Raw genomic sequence first — 21886 nt, 5'->3', positions numbered from 1 at the left:
CGAGCACGTCGGGGTCCTGGGATGAGTGAGCAGTCGGTCGGTTTCGCGACCAAGGGGAAGGTCCTCGTCGTCGACGACGACGCTTCCCTCGCCGAGATGCTCACGATCGTGCTGCGCCAGGAGGGGTTCGAGAGCCGCGTGTGCGCACGCGGCGACCAGGCCCTCGCGGCGTTCCGCGAGTTCCGCCCCGACGTGCTCCTGCTCGACCTGATGCTGCCCGGCAAGGACGGCATCGACGTGTGCAGGGAGATCCGCGCCGAGTCCGGTGTCCCGATCGTCATGCTCACGGCCAAGGGCGACACGGTGGACGTGGTCGTCGGTCTCGAGTCCGGGGCCGACGACTACGTCACCAAGCCGTTCAAGCCCAAGGAGCTCGTCGCCCGCATCCGCGCCCGCGTACGCCGCCTCGACGCTCCCGCCCCGGAGACCCTCAGCATCGGCCCGGTCTCCATCGACGTCGCCGGTCACGCCGTGACCCGCGACGGAGCTCCGGTCAACCTGACGCCCCTCGAGTTCGACCTGCTGGTCTGCCTCGCCCGCAAGCCGTGGCAGGTCTTCACCCGCGAGGTGCTCCTGGAGCAGGTCTGGGGGTACCGCCACGCGGCCGACACCCGTCTGGTCAACGTCCACGTGCAGCGCCTGCGTTCCAAGATCGAGCTCGACCCGGAGAACCCCGAGATCGTCGTCACCGTGCGCGGGGTCGGCTACAAGGCCGGACGCAGCTAGGGCATGTCCGGTCGGCTGACCGTGGCGCTGCGCCGGGGTCCGGCGTTCCTGCGCCGGTCGCTCCAGGTCCGGATCGTGCTGAGTGCGATCGCCCTGGGTGCGCTCGTCATCTGTGCGACCGGCTGGTTCCTCATGAGCGAGATCCGCACGGGCCTCGTGGACGCCAAGGTGAAGTCCTCCGTCGCCGAGGCCGCCCACGAGACCCGCGAGGTCGAGACACGGCTGGCCGCGATCCCGGGCACGGACTACGACACGGCGGAGCAGGTGGCGCTGCTCTTCGAGCCGCTCGCCGAGCTCGGGCAGGTGCGGGGTTTCGGGGTCGTGCTCACCGGGCCGGTCAGCGACAGCCGCGGCGCGGTACCGGGTGTCCGGTCCTCGCCGGGGCTGGACGTCTCCTCCGTCCCGCGCTCACTCACTCGGCACTTCGTCGACAGCGACCGCCCGTCGTGGGCGTTCACGCGCGTCCGCATCGACTCGGTCGACCCGTCGCGCCGTGACGTCGACGTCGCGGGCGTGGCGGTCGGCCACGTGGTCGTGCTCCCGGCCGACCGGGGCCGCTACGTGATCGAGTACCTCTTCCCGATGCAGCAGGAGGAGGCGACGATCGACCTCGTCGGTCGTGCGCTCCTCACCGCCGGCGCTCTGCTCCTCGTCCTGGTCGCGCTGCTGACCTTCGGCGTCACGCACCAGGTCCTCACCCCGATCCGGATGGCCCGCCGCGTCGCGGAGCGCCTGGCGGCGGGGCAGCTCGAGGAGCGCCTCCGTGTGCGGGGCGAGGACGACCTGGCGCGCCTCGCGCAGTCGTTCAACCAGATGGCGGCCAACCTCCAGCGGCAGATCCGCCAGCTGGAGGAGCTCTCGCGCGTGCAGCGCCGCTTCACCTCCGACGTCTCCCACGAGCTGCGTACGCCGCTCACGACGGTCCGCATGGCCGCCGAGGTGATCCACGACGCCAAGGGAGGCTTCGACCCGGTGACGGCCCGCTCGGCCGAGCTGCTGCAGACCGAGCTCGACCGCTTCGAGGGACTGCTCGGCGACCTGCTCGAGATCAGTCGCTTCGACGCCGGCGCTGCCGCGCTCGACGTCGAGGACCTCGACCTCGGCGAGCTCGCCCGTCGCGTCGTGGACATGACGCGACCGCTGGCGGAGCAGCAGGGCACCACCGTCACCGTCGAGATCGCGAACTGGCCGGTCAGGGCCGAGGTCGACCACCGCCGGGTCGAGCGGATCCTGCGCAACCTGATCACCAACGCGATCGACCACGCCGATGCCGACACCGGCGTCGTGGTGCGTGTGGCCGGCGACGACCACTCGGCGGCCGTGACCGTCCGTGACTTCGGGGTGGGCCTGGCGGTGGGGGAGTCCGCCCTGGTCTTCAACCGGTTCTGGCGGGCCGACCCAGCCCGCACGCGGACGTCGGGTGGCACCGGCCTCGGCCTCTCGATCGCGCTCGAGGACACCCATCTGCACGGTGGATGGCTGCAGGCGTGGGGCCGCCCGGGCAAGGGCGCCCAGTTCCGGCTGACCGTTCCGCGCCGCGCGGGCGCCCTGCTGCGGCAGTCGGCGCTGCCCCTCGTGCCCTCCGACGCGGGCGACGCCCCGTGACGCGCTCGGGTCGGACCGCGGTCGCCGGTCTGCTCCTGGCGCTGCTCACGACGGGCGGCTGTGCCTCGCTGCCCGACAGCGGCGGTGTCGAGGCCCAGGAGGGCGACGCGCTGCCGTCCGACGCCGGCATCCGCTACGTCCCGCCGGGCCCGCTCCCGGGGGCGACGCCCGAGGCGGTGGTGAGCGGCTTCCTGGACGCGATGCTCGCGAGTCCCGTGCAGACCTCGACGGCGCGCGAGTTCCTCACAGCGGACGCGGCTGCCGGATGGCGCCCGCAGCAGCGCGTCGTCGTCTACGGCGGTGTCGCCGGCACGCCCGGCGGCGCTCCCGGGGACCTGACGCTCGCGGACACCGCGTGGGTCGACGCGGGTGGACGGTGGCGGGGCGAGCTGCCTGCGGCGGAGCGGCGGGTCCGGCTCGGGCTGGTGCGGGAGAAGGGCCAGTGGCGGATCTCCGCACTCCCCGACGCGCTCCTGGTCCGTCGCACCTGGTTCGTCCGCGAGTACGGCCAGTTCGACGTGCACTTCCTCGACCCCGGTCGCTCCGTGCTGGTCCCGGAGCCGGTCTTCGAGCCGCGCGGGGGACAGCTGGCGACGGCGCTCGTGCGGTCGCTGCTCGCGGGACCACCCGACCCGGCTGCGCCCTGGCTCCTGAACCGGCTGGCGGAGCTCCGCCTCAGCGAGGGGGCCGTCACCGTGACGGACGGCGTCGCCGAGCTGGACTTCACCGGCCCGGCTCCGACGTCGCCCGGCGGCCGTACCGAGCTGGCGGCCCAGCTGGCATGGACGCTGCGCCAGGTGCCCGGTGTCCGGACCTTCGAGGTGCGGGTCGACGACACCCCGCTGACCCTCGAGGGCGGTCTCACCGAGATCCCGGTCGGCAGCGCCGGTCGCTTCGACCCGGCGGGCGCCGACGCCAGCGATGGCCTCTTCGGGCTCGTCGGGGGTCGTCCGGCACGGGTCGACGGGGCGACTGCGACGCCCGTCTCGGGCAGGAGCTGGCGGAGCCTGCGGCTGCGCGAGCTCAGCGTGGACCTGCGCGGCACCGCCGCCGCGGGTGTGAGCGACGACGGGCGCGAGGTGCGCATCGGCTCGCTCGACGCGGCGGGCCAGGTCACGACCGTCCACGGCTCCGACCTCGCCCACCCCGCCTGGGACGCCGCAGGACGCACCTGGCTGCTCGACCGGCGTACGTCGGGGGCCGTCGTCACCGTCGCGGTCGGCAGCAGGCTTGCGGTCGTCGCGGTCCCGGGTGTCAGCGGCCGGGACGTCGCCGACCTGCTCGTCTCCCGCGACGGCACGCGCCTGGTCGCGGCGGTGCGCACTGGTCGTCGCAGCACCGTCGTCGTGAGCCGTCTGCAGTGGCGGTCCGGCGGCGTCACCGCCTCCCCGGCCGTCACGATCGCGGAGGCGTCTGGTCTGCGCGACCTGGCCTGGTCGGGGCCCACGACCGTCGTCGCGCTCACGGAGGGGCGCGGGGTCGGCCAGGTCCGCTGGCTGTCGCTCGACGGCTCGCCCGACGACGTCCGCGAGGCCCTGCCGGTCGACACGATCTTCGACGACGTACGCCGGGTGGTCTCCTCCGGAGCGGAGGGTGAGCCCGCCTGGGTGGTCACCGCGTCGGGCGACCTGGTCGGCACCGGGCCCGTGCGGGAGCCCGCTCCCGTGGCGCGGGCGACCGCGCTGACCTGGGCCGGCTGACCGGCGCCTCTCCACAGGCGCGACCGGAGGCGCTTGTCGCGCAGGACCAGCGACGGTGACATGGTCGCGTGCCGCGCGACGAGGGATGGGTCGATCCGGTGCTCGACCTGCTCGCGGGGAGCGCGTGCGTCGGCTGTCGACGGCCGGGGCGTCAGCTCTGCCGGGCGTGTGCCCGCAGCCTGCCGGTCGCCTCCGAGGAGGTCCGGCCCGTGCCCTGTCCGCCGGGCCTCGCGCCGATCCGCGCCGCCGGCGAGTACGCGGGCCTGCTCCGCGGGCTGGTCCTCGGGCTCAAGGAGCACCACCGGCTGGGGCTCGTCCGTCCGCTCGGCCTGCTCCTCGCGGCGGCGGTCAGCGGGCTGGTGCCGTCCGCGGCAGGCGCGCCGGTGGTCCTGGTCCCCGTCCCCTCGCGGCCGGGGGCCGCCCGCCGTCGCGGCCACGCTCCGGTGCGCGACACGTGTCGCCGCGCGGCGACCGTGCTGCGTCGCCTCGGGGTCGAGGTGGTCGTCGTCGAGCTGCTGCGTGTGGGCCGGGTGGAGGACCAGCGCGACCTCTCTGCGCGGGGCCGCGCACGCAACCTGGACCACGCGATGCGGGTGCACCACCGGTCCCTGGCGCAGCTCGCCCGGCGACGCCCCTCGGCACTGGTCGTGCTGTGCGACGACGTCCTCACGACGGGGTCGACGGCCCGCGAGGCGCAGCGCGCGTTGGCAGCGAGCGGCGTGCAGATCGTCGGCGTCGCGGTCGTGGCCGCGACCCGGCGCCGCTCCGTGAGACCCACAGCGAAAGTTCAGCAAGAGTCCTTTCATCGTTCGGCGTTCGGGTCTAGTTTCGGTGCATGGAGTCAGTCCGGTTCCGTGGATGCCGCGGCGGGACGCCCCCTCCGGGCCCCCGCTCCCACGTCGATGCCGTCGACCACCACGACTCCATTCGCCGGTCCCTCCACCGTCGGATGACGGTGGAGCGCTGATAACCAGCAACGACACCGAGGAATCACGGAGGTCTCCATGGAAATTGTGGTCAACGCCCGGCACTGCGACGTGTCCGACCGGTTCCGCAGTCACGTCGAGGAGAAGCTCGCACGCCTGGAGAAGCACGATCACCGGATCATCCGCATGCAGGTCGAGGTGGAGAAGGAGCGCAACCCCCGTCAGCAGGACCGCAGCGTGCGCGTCGAGCTGACCGCATTCACGAAGGGCCCGGTCGTGCGGGCCGAGGCGTGTGCCGCCGACAAGATGGCAGCACTCGACCTGGCACTCGACAAGATGGCCTCCCAGATGCGCCGTGCGGCCGACCGCCGCCGGGTGCACCACGGCCGCCACACGCCCGTCTCGGTCGGGCAGGCGCTCGCCGGGAGCGCGTCCGTCCCGACCCAGGCTGCCGCCACGGAGGACGTCGTCCTCGAGCACCAGGTCGGACCGATCGCCGTCCTCGGCGACGGACCGCTCGTGGTCCGCGAGAAGTCCCACCCGGCCACCCCGATGACGCTCGACCAGGCCCTCTACGAGATGGAGCTGGTCGGCCACGACTTCTACCTCTACGTCGACAAGGAGAGCGAGCGGCCGGCGGTGGTCTACCGCCGCAAGGGCTACGACTACGGCGTCATCTCCCTCGACCTCGTGGGCTAGTCGACCGCACGGTCGTGTCGGCACGGTCTGCAATGATGCTCGTGTGACCACGATGCAGCCCTCGGGAGAGCGTGAACCGATCCGGGTCCTGGTCGTCGACGACCAGGAGCTGTTCCGCAGCGGACTGACGATGATCCTGGGCACGGACCCGGCGATCGAGGTCGTGGGTCAGGCAGGCGACGGTGTGGAGGGCACCTCCCTCGCCGCCAGCCTGGCCCCCGACGTCGTCCTGCTCGACGTGCGGATGCCGAAGCGGTCCGGCATCGAGGCGTGCGTGGCGATCAAGGAGACGGTGCCGTCGGCCAAGATCATCATGCTCACCGTCAGTGACGAGGAGGCCGACCTCTACGAGGCGGTGAAGTCGGGCGCGTCCGGCTACCTGCTCAAGGACTCCTCGATCGACGAGGTCACCCAGGCGGTCCGCGTCGTGGCCGACGGCCAGTCGCTGATCAGCCCGTCGATGGCGGTCAAGCTGATCGACGAGTTCAAGCAGATGTCACGTCCCGACCGCGACCAGGTCTCGCCGCTCCGGCTCACCGAGCGCGAGCTCGAGGTCCTGCGCCTGGTCGCCACCGGCATGAACAACCGCGAGATCGCGCGTCAGCTCTTCATCAGCGAGAACACCGTGAAGAACCACGTACGCAACATCCTGGAGAAGCTCCAGCTCCACTCGCGGATGGAGGCGGTCATGTACGCCGTCCGCGAGAAGCTCCTCGACATCCCGTAGCACGGGCGTGGAGTCGCTCAGCCGGGCCCAGGCCCGTCGGGTCGCGCTGGCCGCCCAGGGCTTCCTCGACACCCCGCACGCGCAGCCGACGCTCCGCACGCTCGACCGCGCGGTCGGCCGTACCGGCGTGCTCCAGATCGACTCGGTCAACGTGCTGCAGCGGGCCCAGTTCATGCCGCTCTACGCCCGGATGGGTCCCTACGACACCGACCTGCTGCGCCGGGCCGCGGAGGAGCGCCCCCGCCGTCTGGTCGAGTACTGGGCGCACGAGGCCGCGTACATGCCGGTCGACCTGTGGCCCTTCATGCAGCACCGGATGGCGCGCGCCCATGAGCGGGCCTGGGGCGGCCCGCGCTCGATCGCACGCGAGCGGCCCGACCTGGTCCGCGACGTCCTGGCCGACGTCCGCGAGCGCGGTGCCCGCACGGCCCGCCAGATCGACGCCGACCTGACCGGCGGCGCGGCACGTACCAAGGACCACTGGGGCTGGAACTGGTCGGAGGTGAAGAAGGCTCTCGAGTTCCTCTTCTACGCCGGAGACCTCACGGTCGCGGGCCGCAACGGCTCCTTCGAGCGGCTGTACGACGTCCCCGACCGCGTGCTGCCCCGGGTGGTCCTCGAGACGCCGACGCCGACGGCTGCGGAGCAGCACCGCGAGCTGGTGCGCCGGGCTGCCGTCAGCCACGGAGTCGGCACCGAGCAGTGTCTCCGCGACTACTACCGGATGGGTGTCGCGGAGGCTCGTGCAGCGATCGCCGAGCTGGTCGAGGCCGGGGAGCTGCTGCCGGTGACGGTCGAGGGGTGGGGCCGCCCGGCGTACCTCCACCGGGAGGCGCGGCTGCCGCGCCGGGTCGCTGCGCGCACGCTGCTGAGCCCGTTCGACCCGGTCGTCTGGGAGCGTGCACGTGCCGAGGCGCTGTTCGACTTCCGGTACCGCATCGAGATCTACGTGCCCGAGGCCAGGCGGGTGCACGGCTACTACGTGCTCCCGTTCCTCCTGGGCGACCGCCCGGTCGCCCGCGTCGACCTCAAGGCCGACCGGGCGACCGGCACCCTGCTGGTGCCGGGCGCCTTCGCCGAACCAGCCGCGCCCGACGCGACCGCGGCCGAGCTCGCCACGGAGCTGCGCCGTCTCGCGGGCTGGCTGGGCCTCGAGCGGATCGTCGTGGGGGAGCGCGGCGACCTCGCTCCTGCCCTTGCCGCCGTGCTGGCGAGCGGAGTGCACTGACCGTGTTTGTGACGCGGGTAGCATGACCCGCGTTTCCCGACGACTTCACCAGGAGCGACCTCAGTGGCCGTGCTCGACAAGATCCTCCGCATCGGCGAGGGCAAGATCCTCCGTGAGCTGGAGGCCGTGGCCAAGGCGGTCAACGCCATCGAGGACGACTTCGTCGCGATGAGCGACGAGGAGCTGCGTGGCCAGACCGCGGAGTTCCGCAACCGCCTGGAGAAGGGGGAGTCGCTCGACGACCTCATGCCCGAGGCCTTCGCCGTCGTGCGCGAGGCGGCCAGGCGTGTCCTCGGCCAGCGCCACTTCGACGTGCAGATCATGGGCGGTGCCGCCCTCCACCTCGGCAACATCGCCGAGATGAAGACCGGCGAGGGCAAGACGCTGACCGCGTCCCTCCCGGCGTACCTCAACGCGCTCGCGGACGAGGGCGTCCACGTCGTCACGGTCAACGACTACCTCGCGAAGTACCAGTCCGAGATGATGGGCCGCGTCTTCCACTTCCTCGGCATGAGCGTCGGCGTGATCCTGCCGAGCATGTCCCCGGCGGAGCGGCGCGAGGCCTATGCCTGCGACATCACCTACGGCACCAACAACGAGCTGGGCTTCGACTACCTGCGCGACAACATGGCGACGGACATCGCCGACACCGTGCAGCGCGGCCACGCCTTCGCGATCGTCGACGAGGTCGACTCGATCCTCATCGACGAGGCACGCACCCCGCTGATCATCTCCGGTCCGACGCAGGACGAGCCGCGCTGGTACGGCGAGTTCGCCCGCATCGCGGCCCGCATGACGAAGGACGTCGACTACGAGGTCGACGAGAAGAAGCGCACGATCTCGGTGCTCGAGCCGGGCATCACGAAGGTCGAGGACCACCTCGGCATCGACAACCTGTACGACACGGTCAACACGCCGCTCATCTCCTTCATGAACAACGCCATCAAGGCCAAGGAGCTGTTCCGCAACGACAAGGAGTACGTCGTCATGAACGGCGAGGTGCTCATCGTCGACGAGCACACCGGCCGCATGCTCGCGGGTCGTCGCTACAACGAGGGCCTCCACCAGGCGATCGAGGCCAAGGAGGGCGTCCAGGTCCGCGAGGAGTACCAGACCCTCGCCACGGTCACCCTGCAGAACTACTTCCGCCTCTACAAGAAGCTCTCCGGCATGACCGGCACGGCCATGACCGAGGCCGGCGAGTTCAACAAGATCTACAACCTCGGCGTGGTGCCGATCCGCACCAACAAGCCGATGGCGCGCATCGACCAGCCGGACCTCGTCTACCGCACGGAGGAGGCGAAGTACCGCGCGGTCGTGGAGGACATCGCCGCACGCAACAAGGCCGGCCAGCCGGTCCTCGTGGGAACCGTCTCCGTCGAGAAGTCGGAGCACATCTCGCAGCTGCTGCGGCAGAAGGGCGTCCCGCACTCGGTCCTGAACGCCAAGTTCCACGCCGACGAGGCCAAGATCGTCGCGCTCGCGGGTCACAAGGGCGCGGTCACCGTCGCGACCAACATGGCCGGTCGAGGCACGGACATCATGCTCGGTGGCTCCGTCGAGTTCCTCGCCGACGCCGAGCTGCGCAAGAAGGGCCTCGAGCCCGTCGGCGAGACCGCCGACGCGTACGACGAGGCCTGGCCCGCGACCGTCGAGCGGATCAAGGCCCAGGTCCAGGCCGAGCACGACGAGGTCAAGGAGCTCGGCGGCCTCTACGTCGTCGGCACCGAGCGCCACGAGTCGCGCCGCATCGACAACCAGCTCCGTGGTCGTTCGGGCCGTCAGGGTGATCCGGGCGAGTCCCGCTTCTACCTGTCGCTGCAGGACGAGCTGATGCGCCTGTTCAAGTCGGACTGGGTCGACCGTGTCCTGACGATGCTCAAGGTGCCGGACGACGTCCCGATCGAGAACAAGCGCGTCACCGGCGCGATCGCCAACGCGCAGGGCCAGATCGAGGGCCAGAACTTCGAGTCCCGCAAGAACGTCCTGAAGTACGACGACGTCATGGACCGCCAGCGCAAGGTGATCTACGCCGAGCGGCGTGAGGTCCTCGAGGGCGCCGACCTCGAGAAGCTGATCCGCGACTTCATCGACGACGTCGTCGCCGGCTACGTCACCGCTGCCACCGACGGCTACGCCGAGCAGTGGGACCTCGACGCCCTGTGGACGGCGCTGCGCCAGCTCTACCCGATCTCGCTCAAGCACGCCGACCTCACGGCGAAGGCGGGCGGCGTCGCCGGCCTCGACCGGGAAGCCCTCATCGAGGCGATCCGCACGGACGCCCAGGCGGCGTACGACGCCCGGGAGGCGCAGATCGGCGACGAGACGATGCGCGAGCTCGAGCGCCGCGTGCTGCTCTCGGTCCTCGACCGCAAGTGGCGCGAGCACCTCTACGAGATGGACTACCTCCGCGAGGGCATCTACCTGCGCGCCTACTCGCAGCGCGATCCGCTGGTCGAGTACCAGCGCGAGGGCTTCGAGATGTTCACGGCGATGATGGACGGCATCAAGGAGGAGGCCGTCGGCTACCTCTTCAACGTCGAGGTCCAGGTCGAGGAGGCGCCCGAGGCGGGCGAGTTCCACTACCACGCCGACGGATCCCGCCACGACGGCCCGATGCACGAGGGTGCCTTCGCCGAGCCGCCGACGGGCCAGCGCCCGCAGGTCCAGGCCAAGGGCCTCTCCGCCCCGGAGCCGCTGCGCAACCTCTCCTACGCCGGCCCGACCGAGGACGGCGACGTCGCGGTCACGCGCGAGGCCGGTCCGGCAGACCCCTACGAGGGGACCGGCCGCAACGACAAGTGCCCCTGCGGCTCGGGCAAGAAGTTCAAGCAGTGCCACGGCGCCCCGGGCGGCCCGACCGGGCTGACCACGCGCGTCAACGGCTGACGCGCACCTGACACACACCAGCGCCGTCCGGAGGGACCCCTTCCTCCGGACGGCGCTGGCGTTCTCTCCCGGTCGTGGACCGGCGACCGGTCAGGCGAACTCCAGCACGGTGCAGAGCCACCGGCCGTCCCGGAGCTCGAGGCGCGAGGCAAGCGCGCGCGTCCGCGGGCCGTACTGGATGGTCAGGGCGACTTCGGCGACCCCGGCGTCGACGAAGCAGATCCGCGCCTGGCGCACCTGCGGCCGCACTGCGGGGCGTCGCTGTCCGTGCCCGCCCGCCTGTCGCAGCGTCGCCTGGGAGACGACGCGGGCACGGTAGGCGAGCTCGCGGTGCACGGCGGGTGTGGTCCACCGGAGGAGCTGGGAGACCGGGCGGTCGCCCAGCACCGCCTCGACGGCCGCCTGGCCGAAGGCGAGCGCCCACTGCTGGACGTGGCGGCGGAGGGCAGGACCGACGACGACGGCGTCCGCTCCGCGCAGGACCGATGTCGTGGGGACGACGGGGGCGCCGAGGCGGGATGACGTGCGGTCGACGGTGCCGGTGTCGAGGTCGAGGGTCTCCTGGACGGCGAGCAGGGGTGCCGGTGACCAGGTCCGCTCGGCGGCGGACGCGCTCATCGGGTGAGCTCCGGCAGGTCGAGCCGCTGCCCGGGCTCGATGACGTCGGGGTCGCTGCCGATGGTCTCCTCGTTGGCACGCCAGGTCGCGTGCCAGGCACCGGAGATGGCGGCGTCCGAGGCCCCCGGACCCAGGCGTGCCGCGCTGATCGCCCACAAGGACTCGCCGGCCCTCACGGTGTGGCGGGACGGAGCGTCGCCGAGGATGGCCCGCGCTGCCACCGGCTGCGGTGGCTCGCCGGCCACGGCACCGAGGTCGTCTGCCTGGGCGGGCGCGACGGTGGCGGCGAGTGCGACACCACAGCCGGCGAGCACCAGGCGCCGTACGGCTCCGCGGGGCCCGGGCAACGCGGCCTGCCGCACGCCGCGCAGCGCCTCGAGCGTCGCCGCTGTCGTGACCGACCAGCACCAGAGCGCACAGACCGCGACGACGAGGGTGGCTGCAGCGGCAAGGACATGCGGGAAGTCGAGCCCGACCGGGCTGGAGGCCGCCTCCCGGGCCGCCGCGAGGTCGTGGTGCGCCAGCACGAGCAGGGCAGTCGTCGCCGCGCTCACCGCCGACCAGACGAGAAGGCACCTGAAGGCCGGTGCACGCCGAGAGTCCCGAGACATGAGAACGACCCCGATTCGTTCGTTTGCGTGTGTTTGCTTCACTACACGGCTGTTCGATCCCGTTGTCAAGGCTCCCGTTCACAGGTTTCATGGGTGCACACACCACTCGGGAGGTGGACGCATGACGCATGACGCGGACCAGCGCCTGGCGGCGTTCCTGGACGACCTGGAGCACGAGGCAGCCGGGGCGCTGACGGTGGAACGGCGCCTCGAGGTGGAGGAACGGGCGCGTGCCGAGTACGCCCGCGTCTCGCTGGCCGCGCGCCTCATGGCCTCCTGTGGGAGCCGGCTCGATCTCGTCGTGCAGGGGGTCGGCCCGCTCACCGGAACGCTCGTGCGTGTCGCCGACGGATGGAGCCTGCTCGAGGTGGCCGGAGCGGAGTGGCTGGTGCTGCTCGAGGCCGTCGAGACGGTGCGCGGGCTCGCGCCGTCCGCTGTCGCACCGGAGGCGTGGCCGGTGACCGCCCGGCTCGGCCTCGCGTCAGCGCTGCGCGGCCTGGCGGGGGAGCCGTGCGTGCTGCGGCTGCGCTCGGGCGCCCGCGTCGAGGGGCGGGTGGGCCGCGCCGGAGCTGACTTCGTGGAGGTGCACGCCGGCGGGGGCACCTCCGTGGTGGTCGCCTACCGTGCTCTCGCCGCCGTACGACGCTGAGGGCGCGGTCGCAGGCTCACGTGGCGTCGGGGTCGAACGGGGGACGCTCGCTCTTCTCCAGCGGGCGCAGCCCCGCGCGGACCGGCTCGTCGGCCGGGTCGTCGCGAAGCGCCTCGTTGATGTGCTGGCGCACGATCCGTCGAGGGTCGAGGTCACGCAGCTCCAGGTCGGCGTACTCCGGGCCGAGCTCGCGCCGGAGGTCGTCGCGGGCAGCGTCGGCGTACTTCTTCAGGCGGCGGACGAACCGCCCGGCCTGCGCCGCGAACTCCGGCAGCCGGTCGGGGCCCATGACCACGACCACCACGAGGGCGATGACGACGAGCTCGCCCAGACCGATGTCGAACACGGCGCGAGCCTAGACCCGGATCAGAACTTGTTGGACGGCGTCAGGCCGAGCTGCATGCCCGCGAGGTTGCGACCGCGACCCGAGAGGGCGGCTGCGATCTCCGTGACGGCCTTCGCGCCGGCGGAGGTCGGGTCCGACTCGACGACCGGCTTGCCGGCGTCGCCGCCCTCCCGCAGGGACGGGTCGAGCGGCACCTGGCCGAGCAGCTTCACGTCGTAGCCGAAGCGCTGGGAGAGCGTGTCCGCGACCCGCTGGCCACCGCCCGAGCCGAACGGCTCGATCCGGGAGCCGTCGGGGAGCTCCATCCACGACATGTTCTCGATGACGCCGACGACCCGCTGGTGCATCATCGAGGCCATCGTGCCGGCGCGCTCGGCGACCTCGGCAGCGGCCTCCTGCGGCGTGGTGATGACGACGACCTCCGCGTTGGGCAGGTGCTGGCCCAGCGAGATCGCGATGTCGCCGGTGCCCGGCGGCAGGTCGAGCAGGAGCGCGTCGAGGTCGCCCCAGTAGACGTCGGCGAGCATCTGCACGAGCGCGCGGTCGAGCATCGGTCCGCGCCAGGCGATGACCTGGTCACGGCGCGGCTTGAGCATGCCGACCGAGATCACGGAGACGCCCGACGGGGTCGGGACGGGCATGATCAGGTCCTCGACCTGGGTCGGGCGCGAGTCCGCGACGCCGAGCATCGCCGGGATCGAGTGGCCGTAGATGTCGGCGTCGACGACACCCACCTTGAGCCCCTGCTTCGCGAGCGCGATGGCGAGGTTGGCGGTCATCGAGGACTTGCCGACGCCACCCTTGCCGGACGCGATCGCGTAGACCTTGGTGAGCGAGCCCGGCTTGGCAAAGGGGATCTCGCGCTGGGCGTTGCCGTCGCGGAGCACCTCCTGCAGCCTGGCGCGCTGGTCGGCGTCCATGACGCCCATGTCGACCGAGACGCCGGAGACGCCGGCGACCTTCGAGACCGCGGCCGTGACGTCGCGCGTGAGCGTGTCCTTCATCGGACAGCCCGCCACCGTCAGCAGGATCCCGACCGTGACCTCGCCGGCGTCCGTGATGTGGACGGAGCCGACCATGCCGATCTCGGTGATGGGGCGCTTGATCTCGGGGTCGTTGACCGTGGCCAGCGCGGCGTTGACCTGCTCGAGGGTGGGGGTGCTCATGGTGTCCAAGGGTACGTGGTCACCGGTGCGGTTCCGACGCGAGGATCAGCGGTTGGCAGGGTGATCCTCGTCGCCGGCCTCGGGTCGGTCGGCGAGGTGGTCGGCCAGTCCCTCGACGAGGTCCTCGCGGAAGGAGCGGAGCTCGCCCCGAAGGAAGTCACGGGTGGCGACCTCGCCCACGGACATGCGCAGGGAGGCGACCTCGCGGGCGAGGAACTCCATGTCGGCGTGGGCGCGCGCGTTGGCCTGCCGGTCCTGCTCCGCGATCACCTTGTCGCGCTGCTCCTGGCGGTTCTGCGCGAGCAGGATCAGGGGAGCGGCGTAGGACGCCTGGAGGCTGAGGATCAGGGTGAGGAAGGTGAACGAGTAGGGGTCGAAGCGGAGCTTCTCCGGCGCCATCGTGTTCCAGCCCAGCCAGATGACGACGAAGACGGTCATCCAGATCAGGAACTTGGCGGTGCCCATGAAGCGCGCGAACTTCTCGGCGAAGACGCCGAAGTCCTCGGTGCTCAGCATCGAGGCACGCAGCGCGCGGCGCTTCTCGCGCGGGAGGTCGAGCCGCTTCTGGGTCGTGCTCATCCGCGACCTCCCGCGTCGCTCTGGTCGCGCCAGCCGGACGGGAGCATGTGGTCGAGGAGGTCGTCGACGGTGACGGCACCGAGGAGCCGCCCCTCGTCGTCGACGACGGGCGCGGCCACCAGGTTGTACGTCGCGAGGTGGGCGGCGACGTCCTGGATCGAGGCGTCGACGCGCAGCGGGTCGAGCGAGTCGTCGAGCGCGGCGGCGACGAGGGTCGACGGGGGCTCGCGGAGCAGGCGCTGGATGTGCGCGACGCCGATCAGGCGGCCCGTCGGCGGCTCGAGGGGAGCACGGCAGACGTAGACGAGGGAGGCGAGGGACGGGGTGAGCTCGGGGTTGCGGACCCGGGCCAGCGCGTCGGCGATGGTGGCGTCCGGGCCGAGGATGACGGGCTCGACGGTCATCATGCCGCCCGCGGTCTCCTCGCCGTAGGACAGCAGGCGCCGGACGTCCTCCGCCTCCTCGGGCTCCATCAGCTCGAGCAGCGTCGCGGCCGTCTCGGGAGAGAGGTCGGCGATCAGGTCGGCGGCGTCGTCGGGCGACATCTCCTCGAGGACGTCGGCAGCGCGCTCGGAGTCGAGGCGCTCGAGGATCTCGACCTGGTCCTCCTCCGGGAGCTCCTCCAGGACGTCGGCGAGGCGCTCGTCGTCCATGCCGGCGACCACGGCCGTACGCCGCTCGGGCGGCAGGTCGTGGATGATGTTGGCGGCGTCGGCAGGCCGCATCTCGCTCAGCGAGGCGAGCAGGTGCGTGGCGCCCTGGGTGGCGTGGGCGTGGGCCAGGCCCACCACCTCGTCCCACTCGAGGACGTGGCTCTGGCCGCGTCGGCGCAGTCCCTTGCCGGCCTCCTGGATGGCGACGCGGGAGAGCACCCAGTCGCGGGTGCGGCCCTGCTCCATGGCGACGTCGTAGACGGTGCCGGCGATGTCACTCCCGCGGACCGTGACGTGGCGGTCCAGCATCTCGCCGACCACGAGGGTCTCGGAGCCGCGCTGCTCGAACCGGCGCATGTTGACCAGCCCGGTGGTGTGCACCTGGCCGCTGTCCACGCTGGTCACGCGGGTCATCGGCACGAAGACCCGCTTGCGGCCGAGCACCTCGACGACCAGGCCCAGGACACGCGGCTGGCGGCCGTCGGCGCGCAGTGTCACCACGACGTCGCGGACCTTGCCCACCTGGTCGCCCAGGGGGTCGAAGATCGGCAGCCCGGCGAGGCGGGCGACGAAGACGCGAGAGGGCGAGGTGCTCACGTCAGCCAACCGTACTGGGTCAGGGGGTCGTCGACGGTGCGCTGAACACGTTGAAGTTCTGCTGCGTGTTCATCGTGCTGCCGGGGATCGCCGGGAGGCCCAGGACGGCGGTCACCAGGTTGGCCACGAGGGACGGGCGCAGCGGCTGTGGACCGTGGTAGCCCGAGAGGTCACCGCCCGGGTCCTGGTAGTCCGGGTTGAGGGAGTAGAGGCCCACGCCGCCGGGCACGCCCGGACCGTAGACGTACAGGGGAACCTGCACGTCCGGGAGCAGGTCGGTGCGGGTGTGCTGCTTGTGGTAGCCGCCGTGCTCTCCGGCCACGACCAGGAGCGTGCGGTCCCGCAGGACCGGGTTGCTGCGGACCACGTCGATGACGGCGTCGACCTGCTTCGCCACGCGCACCACGGCGTCGGCGTACTGCTGCGACTCGAAGCCGTACCGGTGACCCACGTCGTCGGCCGCAGCGAGCTGGGCGTAGGTGAAGGTCGCCGGGGTGCCGGAGAGGTTCCGGTAGAGGGCCCGGGAGAGGTCCGCGGGCTTCGGGATGGAGTGGAACGCGCTGATCTTGTCGCGGCCGTTGTCGGTCCACGTCGTGTCGGGCGCGCCGTAGGTGGCGTTCCAGGAGCGGTCCAGGATGGCGGCCCGGGGGTCGCTGGTGAAGAGGGCCGTGCTCATCCCGCGGTCGTGGACCAGGGACATCAGGCTGGTGACGTAGCGACCGGCCGTCTGGTGGACCGTCGTCGCCGTGGTGCTGTCCACGACGCCGTGGCCGCTGATCGAGGGCTTCACCGGCTTGCCGGTGAGCATCGAGGTCACGTTGCTGATGCTCACCGCCCGCTCGACCGTGCGCGCGTTGAGGGTCGACGCGGCGTACTTCCGGAGCCGCTGGAAGCCCGTGGCGCTCGCCCCGAGCTGGGCGATGGTCCGCGAGCGGACGCCCTCGAGAGAGAGCAGCACCACGTGGTCGATCGGCTGGGTCACGGCGCGGGCGGGAGGCACCCAGACGTCCGACATCACGACGGGGTGGTCGGTGGTCTGCTTCACCAGGTCGTCGCGGAGCCGGGTCCACCCGCTGAACGTGGCGGGGGCGGTACCGAAGATCCAGTCCACCGGGAGCGGGTCCGCGGGCGGACGGCAGCTCGAGCGACCCGCGACGCCGCCGTTGGCGGCACGGAGCTGGGTCTGGCCCACGAGCGTGCAGAAGGTCTCCTCACGCTCGTTGAAGTCGCCCGTGAAGAGGATCGGGGTGTCCGGGTGCGCGGCGTGGAGGTCGTTGGCCAGCTTGACCTCGGCTGCGAGCTCCTCCTTGCGGCGGGCCTCGGCGCCGCCCGTGATCTGGCTGTCGAACTTGTCCGAGACGTTGTGGAAGTTGGCCACGATGACGACCTGGCCGGTGACGTTGTTGCGCAGCCACACCACCGGGTAGTTCACGGTCGAGTCGTCATTGATGTACCGCTGCTGCTGCACGTCCTTGCGGATGGCGGTCCAGGTGTTCGTGCGCCAGGCGAGGGAGTTGGCGATGTGCCGCTGCGCGAAGACGGTCGTGTTCGTCGGTCGGTCCGGCCAGACGTCCCAGCCGGTGCCGGTCAGGCGGTTGAACTCGTCGTACTGGTCCAGGCGCATCTCCTGGAAGCCGACGACGCTGAGGTGCTCGCGGCCGATGATCGTGACGGTGTTGCCCATCCGGGTCATGGCGTCGGGATAGCCCGGGGTGTCGGCGCCCGGCCCGTCGGTGTGGCCCGAGCCGAGCACGTTGAAGGTCGCCATCCGCCACCTGGTCGCACCCAGGGCGTAGACGGAGTCGCCCGCCTTGACCGCGTGGTCCGGAGGCGTTGCAGCCCCGGGCGTGCCCGTGCGGAGGGCGAGGAGGCCCGCCAGCACGAGGACCAGTGCGGCGGCGCAGGCCAGGACCACGGCCGCGCGGCGGCCGAGGCCTCGGCCAGCTGTCCCGAGATTCACTCCAGTCACACGGGAATCGTAGGTCGCCGAAGTGTCCAACGGTGCGAGGACGCGCGTTGCGCTGGCTATCATGCGGGCACGGCCCGGCGTCTGCGGCGGGCCGCCCAGAGTCAGGAGCCGGGCGTTTGAGTGGCAGGTCGAGGCGGTCATCGGTGACCGTCGTCCGCGTTGATGACAGTGGCATCGTGGCTCGCTCGAAGGCGGAGGCGATCCTCGACCTGCTCGTCGACGACCGCAGGATCTTCTCCTACTGGCTGCACCGCGACGCAGCGGCCGAGGGGGACGCCTGGCGCATGCCGTGGCCCGCGACGCTCGTCCCGCTGCTCAAGGGACGCAGCCGGATCACGCTGCGGGTGCACGCGACGGGCGAGGACGTCTTCGACCAGGAGGTCGTGCTCGGCGGGGTCGACGACGGCCCGATCCGGATCGAGACGCCCGAGGGCCACCCGATCGCGCTCGACAAGTCGATGCGGCGCGTGCAGACCTTCGACACGCGGTCGGCCGAGCACGTCGCGCCGCTCATGCGTGCCATCGACGACGTCCTCTCCGTGCTGCACGACCTCGACATCGACGCCTTCCTGGCCTACGGCACGCTGCTCGGCGCGGTGCGCAACGGCCAGCTCATCGGCCACGACAGCGACGCCGACCTCGGTTACGTCTCCCGCTGGTCGCACCCGGTGGACGTGATGCGGGAGTCGTTCCGGCTGCAGCGCGAGATCATGGAGCGCGGCTACCCGGTCACCCGGTACTCGGGGGCGGCGTTCAAGGTCGACGTCGTCGAGTCCGACGGCTCCGTGCGCGGCCTCGACGTGTTCGGCGGGTTCATGCTCGACGGCAAGCTGCACCTCATGGGCGAGATCCGCACGCCGTTCAAGCAGGAGTGGATCACGCCGCTCGGCACCACGACCCTCGAGGGCTGGGAGTTCGCGGCGCCCGCCGACACGGACCGCTTCCTGACCGCGACCTACGGTGCCGGCTGGCGGGTTCCGGACCCTGCCTTCCACTTCCCGACGCCCACGTCGACCCACCGGCGCTTCAACGCGTGGTTCCGCGGCACCCGCGACGGTCGCAACGTGTGGGACCGCTACTACTCGGGCCGGCGTGCCCTCCCCAAGGCGCCCAGCGACGCCGCATCCTGGCTCGCCGAGTCGGAGCCCGGCGTCGCGCACGTCGTCGACCTCGGCTGTGGCTACGGCACGGACGTCGCGTGGTTCGCCGGCCGCGGCATCCGCGCCACGGGCCTCGACTTCGTCCGGGGTGCGTACGCCGCCGTGGCGGAGGCGCAGGCAGCCGCCGGCACCCCTGCCAGCTTCCTCTTCTTCAACCCGCTCGAGCTCCGGTCGGCCCTCAGCACCGCGGCGCTGATCGCTCGCTCGCCTGCTCCGCGTGCGCTCCTGTGCCGGCACATGATCGAGTCGATGCACCTCAAGGGACGCGAGTCGCTGTGGCGCGCAGCCGACATGATGACGCGCGACGGGGGACGGCTCTACCTGCAGTTCCTCGCGGTGGACCCCGACGGCAAGGCCGGCGAGGCACTCCGCGGCCGGGCGTTGCACGCCGACGTCGTGGCGAGCGAGATCGCGGAGAGCGGTGGCACGGTCGTGAGCCGGGAGCAGTTCCCGGCGAGGAGCAAGAACGGAGCGGCGTCCGCCGCCCAGATCTGTCGAATGGTGGTCCAATGGCATCGATGAGCAACCTCCGGAGCAAGGTGAGCGGCATGGCCGTCGTGGACCTGCGTCGCCGTGTGCGTGTCCTCGAGGAGGAGGTGCAGGAGTGCCGCCGGCTCAACCTGCGCCTGGCCGAGCTGACCGACGTGGTCAGCGAGCTCCTCCTGCCGGTCGAGCAGCGCGACGAGGAGCGCCTGACCGAGCTTCTCGCCAAGTACCAGAACAGCCTCTGACCCGTGGCGTCGCGGGTCTACCTCCACGTCGGTCTGCCCAAGACCGGCACGACCTACCTCCAGTCGGTGCTCTGGGACAACAAGCCGGCGCTGGCGGAGCAGGGCATCCTGCTGCCCGGGAACAGCGCGCGCGACCACATGTGGGCCACGCTGGTGGTCCGCGAGCACGGCCGCATCGGCGACCGGGCGCCCGCGGCACAGACCTCCTGGCAGCGCCTGGTCGACGAGGTGCGTGCGCACCCGGGTCCCGCCGTCATCAGCCACGAGTTCTTCGGCGCCGCCACCGAGGCGCAGGCGGCGCAGGCCGTTGCGGCGCTCGGGTGCGAGGTGCACCTGGTCGTCACGGCGCGCGACGTGCTGACGGTCGTGGCGTCGTACTGGCAGGAGTACGTCAAGCACGGCTGGTTCGACCTGGCGCTCGACGAGTTCCCGGAGCCCGGCCGCGGCTACGAGGAGTGGACGTGGCGGACGCTCGACCTGCGCAAGGTGCTCGAGCGCTGGTCCAGCGCGATCCCGGCGGAGCGCGTCCACGTGCTCGTGCTCCCGGACGCATCGGCACCGCGTGACGCGCTGTGGACCGAGTTCGCGGCGATCCTCGGGATCGAGGGAGCCGAGGAGTTCGACCTCGAGCGGGCCCGTGAGAACAGCTCGCTCTCCGTGGTCGAGGCCGAGTTCATGCGGCGCTTCGCGAGCGGGCTCGCCGACTTCGACAACGCGCTGGACCGTGGCGTCTGGCTCCGTGGCTACCTCTCGCACCGGGTGCTCGTGCCCCGAGCAGGCGAGCGCCCCCGGCCCTCCGACGAGCGGATCGAGGAGCTGCGCGCCATCGCGGACGACGCGGTCGACTGGCTGGCAGGCACGGGCTTCGACATCCGTGGAGACGTCGAGCGGCTCCGTGTGCCGGCCGAGGTTCCGGGCCGCGACCCCTCGTCGGTGACGGACGACGAGATCCGCGAGGTCGCCCTCGACACCGCCCGCCGCCTGCTCACCGACATGCGCGAGATCCGGCGCGAGAACACCCGGCTGCGCCGGGAGGCAGGGGAGAGGGACACCGCGGCCCCGACGCGCCGGACCGTCCTCGGGCGGATCCGGTCCCGCCGCGCTGACTAGGATGACCGCCATGACCGGTGAGCGGCCCCTGTACATCCACATCGGCCTCCAGAAGACCGGCACGTCGTACCTTCAGAGCATCTTCTGGCAGAACGTCGAGGAGCTCACTGCCCAGGGCCTCGACATGGTCCCGGGTTCGAAGCGTGCGACCTTCCACCTGATGCTGCGGGCGCGCGACCGCTACCAGCCCGACGTCGACCCGCCGGGTGTCGCCGGGGCGCTAGACCGCCTCCCGCAGCAGCTCGCCGAGGCCCCCGGGACCCGCGCCCTCATCACCGAGGAGTCCTTCGCCCCGGCACCCGACGGCCAGATCGAGCGGCTGCTGGCTGCCTGCACGGGCCGCGAGGTGCACCTCGTCGTGACGCTACGCGACCTGGGTCGGCAGATCCCGTCGGCGTGGCAGCAGCTGATCCAGTCCGGTGGCTACATCGCGTGGGACGACTACCTCGACGCGATGAAGGCCTGCGAGGGCGACGTCCCCAGCAAGTACTGGCGCAGCACCGACGTCGCCGCGATCCTCGAGCGCTGGGCGCGCCACGTCCCGGCCGAGCGGATCCACGTCGTCACGGTCCCGCCGCCGGGTGCCGACCCGGAGATCCTCCTGCACCGCTTCTGCGAGGTGCTGGGCGTCGACTGGACCCGCCTCGACCGCAGCCTGCCGGCGCGCAACCGCGGCATCGGTCGGGTGCAGGCCGAGGTGCTGCGACGGGTCAACTACCGCCTGCCCGAGGCCGACCGCCGCCGTGACGTCTACGGCGAGGTCGGCAAGCGCTGGTTCGCCGTCAAGGTCCTCGGCCCGCAGAACGGTGACCGGATCCGGATCCCCTCGGAGTACGCCGACTGGGTCCGCGACCTCTCGACGCGGTACTCGGCTGCCATCCGCGCGGCCGGACACCCGGTGACCGGCGACCTCACCGACCTCGACCCGGTGCCGTCCTCCTTCACCGACGCTGGCTTCGAGGTGACCGAGCAGGAGGTCTTCGCGGCCGCCACGAACGCCCTGGCCTCGATCCTCTCGGAGCGGGCGGCCGAGCTCCGCGTGCGCCGCGCGGCGGCTGTCGAGGCGGCGCCCGCTCCGGATCCGGCCCCCGGTCGCGTCCGCCGGCTCTTCGCGCGCCGCTGACCGTTCCCGGCGTGTGACCTGTGCCGCTTCGGCCCAAAGTGTGTGCACGCCATGTTCTACTGATACGCACTGCA

General features: G+C 71.8%; 20 protein-coding genes. 13 read left to right on the top strand and 7 right to left on the bottom strand.

Going from position 1 to position 21886, the window contains the following annotated elements; genetic code table 11:
• Positions 1 to 21: 21 nt before the first annotated feature.
• The 8 genes from mtrA to secA all read left to right on the top strand — a co-directional run bounded on the left by mtrA (position 22) and on the right by secA (position 10500).
• Positions 22 to 726, top strand: coding sequence for an MtrAB system response regulator MtrA (gene mtrA / locus Q5722_RS03735; protein WP_305026870.1), 705 nt, complete (start codon positions 22 to 24; stop codon positions 724 to 726).
• 3 nt (positions 727 to 729) lie between these two features.
• Positions 730 to 2331: an MtrAB system histidine kinase MtrB gene (gene mtrB, locus Q5722_RS03730; protein WP_305026869.1), complete on the top strand. Its 1602-nt coding sequence runs from the start codon at positions 730 to 732 to the stop codon at positions 2329 to 2331.
• The gene (locus Q5722_RS03725; protein WP_305026868.1) at positions 2328 to 4031 is read left to right on the top strand and encodes an LpqB family beta-propeller domain-containing protein; all 1704 of its coding nucleotides are present in this window, start codon (positions 2328 to 2330) and stop codon (positions 4029 to 4031) included. The genes mtrB and Q5722_RS03725 overlap by 4 nt, the downstream gene beginning before the upstream one ends.
• A gap of 68 nt (positions 4032 to 4099) precedes the next feature.
• Positions 4100 to 4984, top strand: coding sequence for a ComF family protein (locus tag Q5722_RS03720; RefSeq protein WP_305026867.1), 885 nt, complete (start codon positions 4100 to 4102; stop codon positions 4982 to 4984).
• A 51-nt stretch (positions 4985 to 5035) separates the two neighbouring features.
• Complete coding sequence (gene hpf / locus Q5722_RS03715; RefSeq protein WP_305026866.1) at positions 5036 to 5656, top strand: ribosome hibernation-promoting factor, HPF/YfiA family; 621 nt, start codon at positions 5036 to 5038, stop codon at positions 5654 to 5656.
• A gap of 52 nt (positions 5657 to 5708) precedes the next feature.
• A complete protein-coding gene (locus Q5722_RS03710; RefSeq protein ID WP_305028324.1) occupies positions 5709 to 6383 on the top strand; it encodes a response regulator in 675 nt (224 codons plus the stop codon).
• A gap of 7 nt (positions 6384 to 6390) precedes the next feature.
• Positions 6391 to 7611, top strand: coding sequence for a winged helix-turn-helix domain-containing protein (locus Q5722_RS03705; protein ID WP_305026865.1), 1221 nt, complete (start codon positions 6391 to 6393; stop codon positions 7609 to 7611).
• A gap of 63 nt (positions 7612 to 7674) precedes the next feature.
• Positions 7675 to 10500, top strand: coding sequence for a preprotein translocase subunit SecA (gene secA / locus Q5722_RS03700; RefSeq protein WP_305026864.1), 2826 nt, complete (start codon positions 7675 to 7677; stop codon positions 10498 to 10500).
• Positions 10501 to 10590: 90 nt separating this feature from the next.
• Here the strand turns inward: secA and Q5722_RS03695 are convergent, their stop codons facing one another.
• Positions 10591 to 11118: an Rv3235 family protein gene (locus Q5722_RS03695; RefSeq protein ID WP_305026863.1), complete on the bottom strand. Its 528-nt coding sequence runs from the start codon at positions 11116 to 11118 to the stop codon at positions 10591 to 10593.
• Positions 11115 to 11672: a LysM peptidoglycan-binding domain-containing protein gene (locus tag Q5722_RS03690; RefSeq protein WP_305026862.1), complete on the bottom strand. Its 558-nt coding sequence runs from the start codon at positions 11670 to 11672 to the stop codon at positions 11115 to 11117. The genes Q5722_RS03695 and Q5722_RS03690 overlap by 4 nt, the downstream gene beginning before the upstream one ends.
• Positions 11673 to 11850: 178 nt before the next feature.
• Here Q5722_RS03690 and Q5722_RS03685 point away from each other — a divergent pair, with 178 nt between their 5' ends.
• On the top strand, positions 11851 to 12378 hold the full coding sequence (locus Q5722_RS03685; RefSeq protein WP_305026861.1) for a hypothetical protein: 528 nt from the start codon (positions 11851 to 11853) through the stop codon (positions 12376 to 12378).
• Positions 12379 to 12394: 16 nt separating this feature from the next.
• Here Q5722_RS03685 and Q5722_RS03680 read toward each other — a convergent pair whose 3' ends face one another.
• Genes Q5722_RS03680 through Q5722_RS03660 form a run of 5 tightly spaced genes read right to left on the bottom strand, consistent with a single transcriptional unit; the run spans position 12395 to position 17688 of the window.
• Positions 12395 to 12724, bottom strand: coding sequence for a sec-independent translocase (locus Q5722_RS03680; RefSeq protein ID WP_305026860.1), 330 nt, complete (start codon positions 12722 to 12724; stop codon positions 12395 to 12397).
• Positions 12725 to 12744: 20 nt separating this feature from the next.
• The gene (locus tag Q5722_RS03675; protein WP_305026859.1) at positions 12745 to 13890 is read right to left on the bottom strand and encodes an Mrp/NBP35 family ATP-binding protein; all 1146 of its coding nucleotides are present in this window, start codon (positions 13888 to 13890) and stop codon (positions 12745 to 12747) included.
• A 45-nt stretch (positions 13891 to 13935) separates the two neighbouring features.
• Positions 13936 to 14469 (bottom strand): DUF1003 domain-containing protein, encoded by a 534-nt coding sequence (locus Q5722_RS03670; RefSeq protein WP_439652475.1) that lies wholly within the window; start codon positions 14467 to 14469, stop codon positions 13936 to 13938.
• Positions 14466 to 15719: a magnesium transporter MgtE N-terminal domain-containing protein gene (locus Q5722_RS03665; protein ID WP_305026858.1), complete on the bottom strand. Its 1254-nt coding sequence runs from the start codon at positions 15717 to 15719 to the stop codon at positions 14466 to 14468. The genes Q5722_RS03670 and Q5722_RS03665 overlap by 4 nt, the downstream gene beginning before the upstream one ends.
• Before the next feature lie 19 nt (positions 15720 to 15738).
• Complete coding sequence (locus Q5722_RS03660) at positions 15739 to 17688, bottom strand: alkaline phosphatase family protein (RefSeq protein ID WP_305026857.1); 1950 nt, start codon at positions 17686 to 17688, stop codon at positions 15739 to 15741.
• Between the two features lie 176 nt (positions 17689 to 17864).
• Between Q5722_RS03660 and Q5722_RS03655 the strand changes: the two genes are divergently transcribed.
• Genes Q5722_RS03655 through Q5722_RS03640 form a run of 4 tightly spaced genes read left to right on the top strand, consistent with a single transcriptional unit; the run spans position 17865 to position 21812 of the window.
• Positions 17865 to 19370, top strand: coding sequence for a LicD family protein (locus Q5722_RS03655; protein ID WP_305026856.1), 1506 nt, complete (start codon positions 17865 to 17867; stop codon positions 19368 to 19370).
• On the top strand, positions 19367 to 19579 hold the full coding sequence (locus Q5722_RS03650) for a DUF6752 domain-containing protein (RefSeq protein WP_305026855.1): 213 nt from the start codon (positions 19367 to 19369) through the stop codon (positions 19577 to 19579). The genes Q5722_RS03655 and Q5722_RS03650 overlap by 4 nt, the downstream gene beginning before the upstream one ends.
• Before the next feature lie 3 nt (positions 19580 to 19582).
• Positions 19583 to 20689 (top strand): PIN domain-containing protein, encoded by a 1107-nt coding sequence (locus Q5722_RS03645; protein ID WP_305026854.1) that lies wholly within the window; start codon positions 19583 to 19585, stop codon positions 20687 to 20689.
• 10 nt (positions 20690 to 20699) lie between these two features.
• A complete protein-coding gene (locus tag Q5722_RS03640) occupies positions 20700 to 21812 on the top strand; it encodes a hypothetical protein (protein WP_305026853.1) in 1113 nt (370 codons plus the stop codon).
• Positions 21813 to 21886: the final 74 nt, after the last annotated feature.

It is taken from the genome of Nocardioides jiangxiensis, assembly GCF_030580915.1.
In the GTDB taxonomy this organism is placed as follows: Bacteria; Actinomycetota; Actinomycetes; order Propionibacteriales; family Nocardioidaceae; genus Nocardioides; species Nocardioides jiangxiensis.
This window is presented reverse-complemented; position numbering and strand designations above follow the sequence as displayed.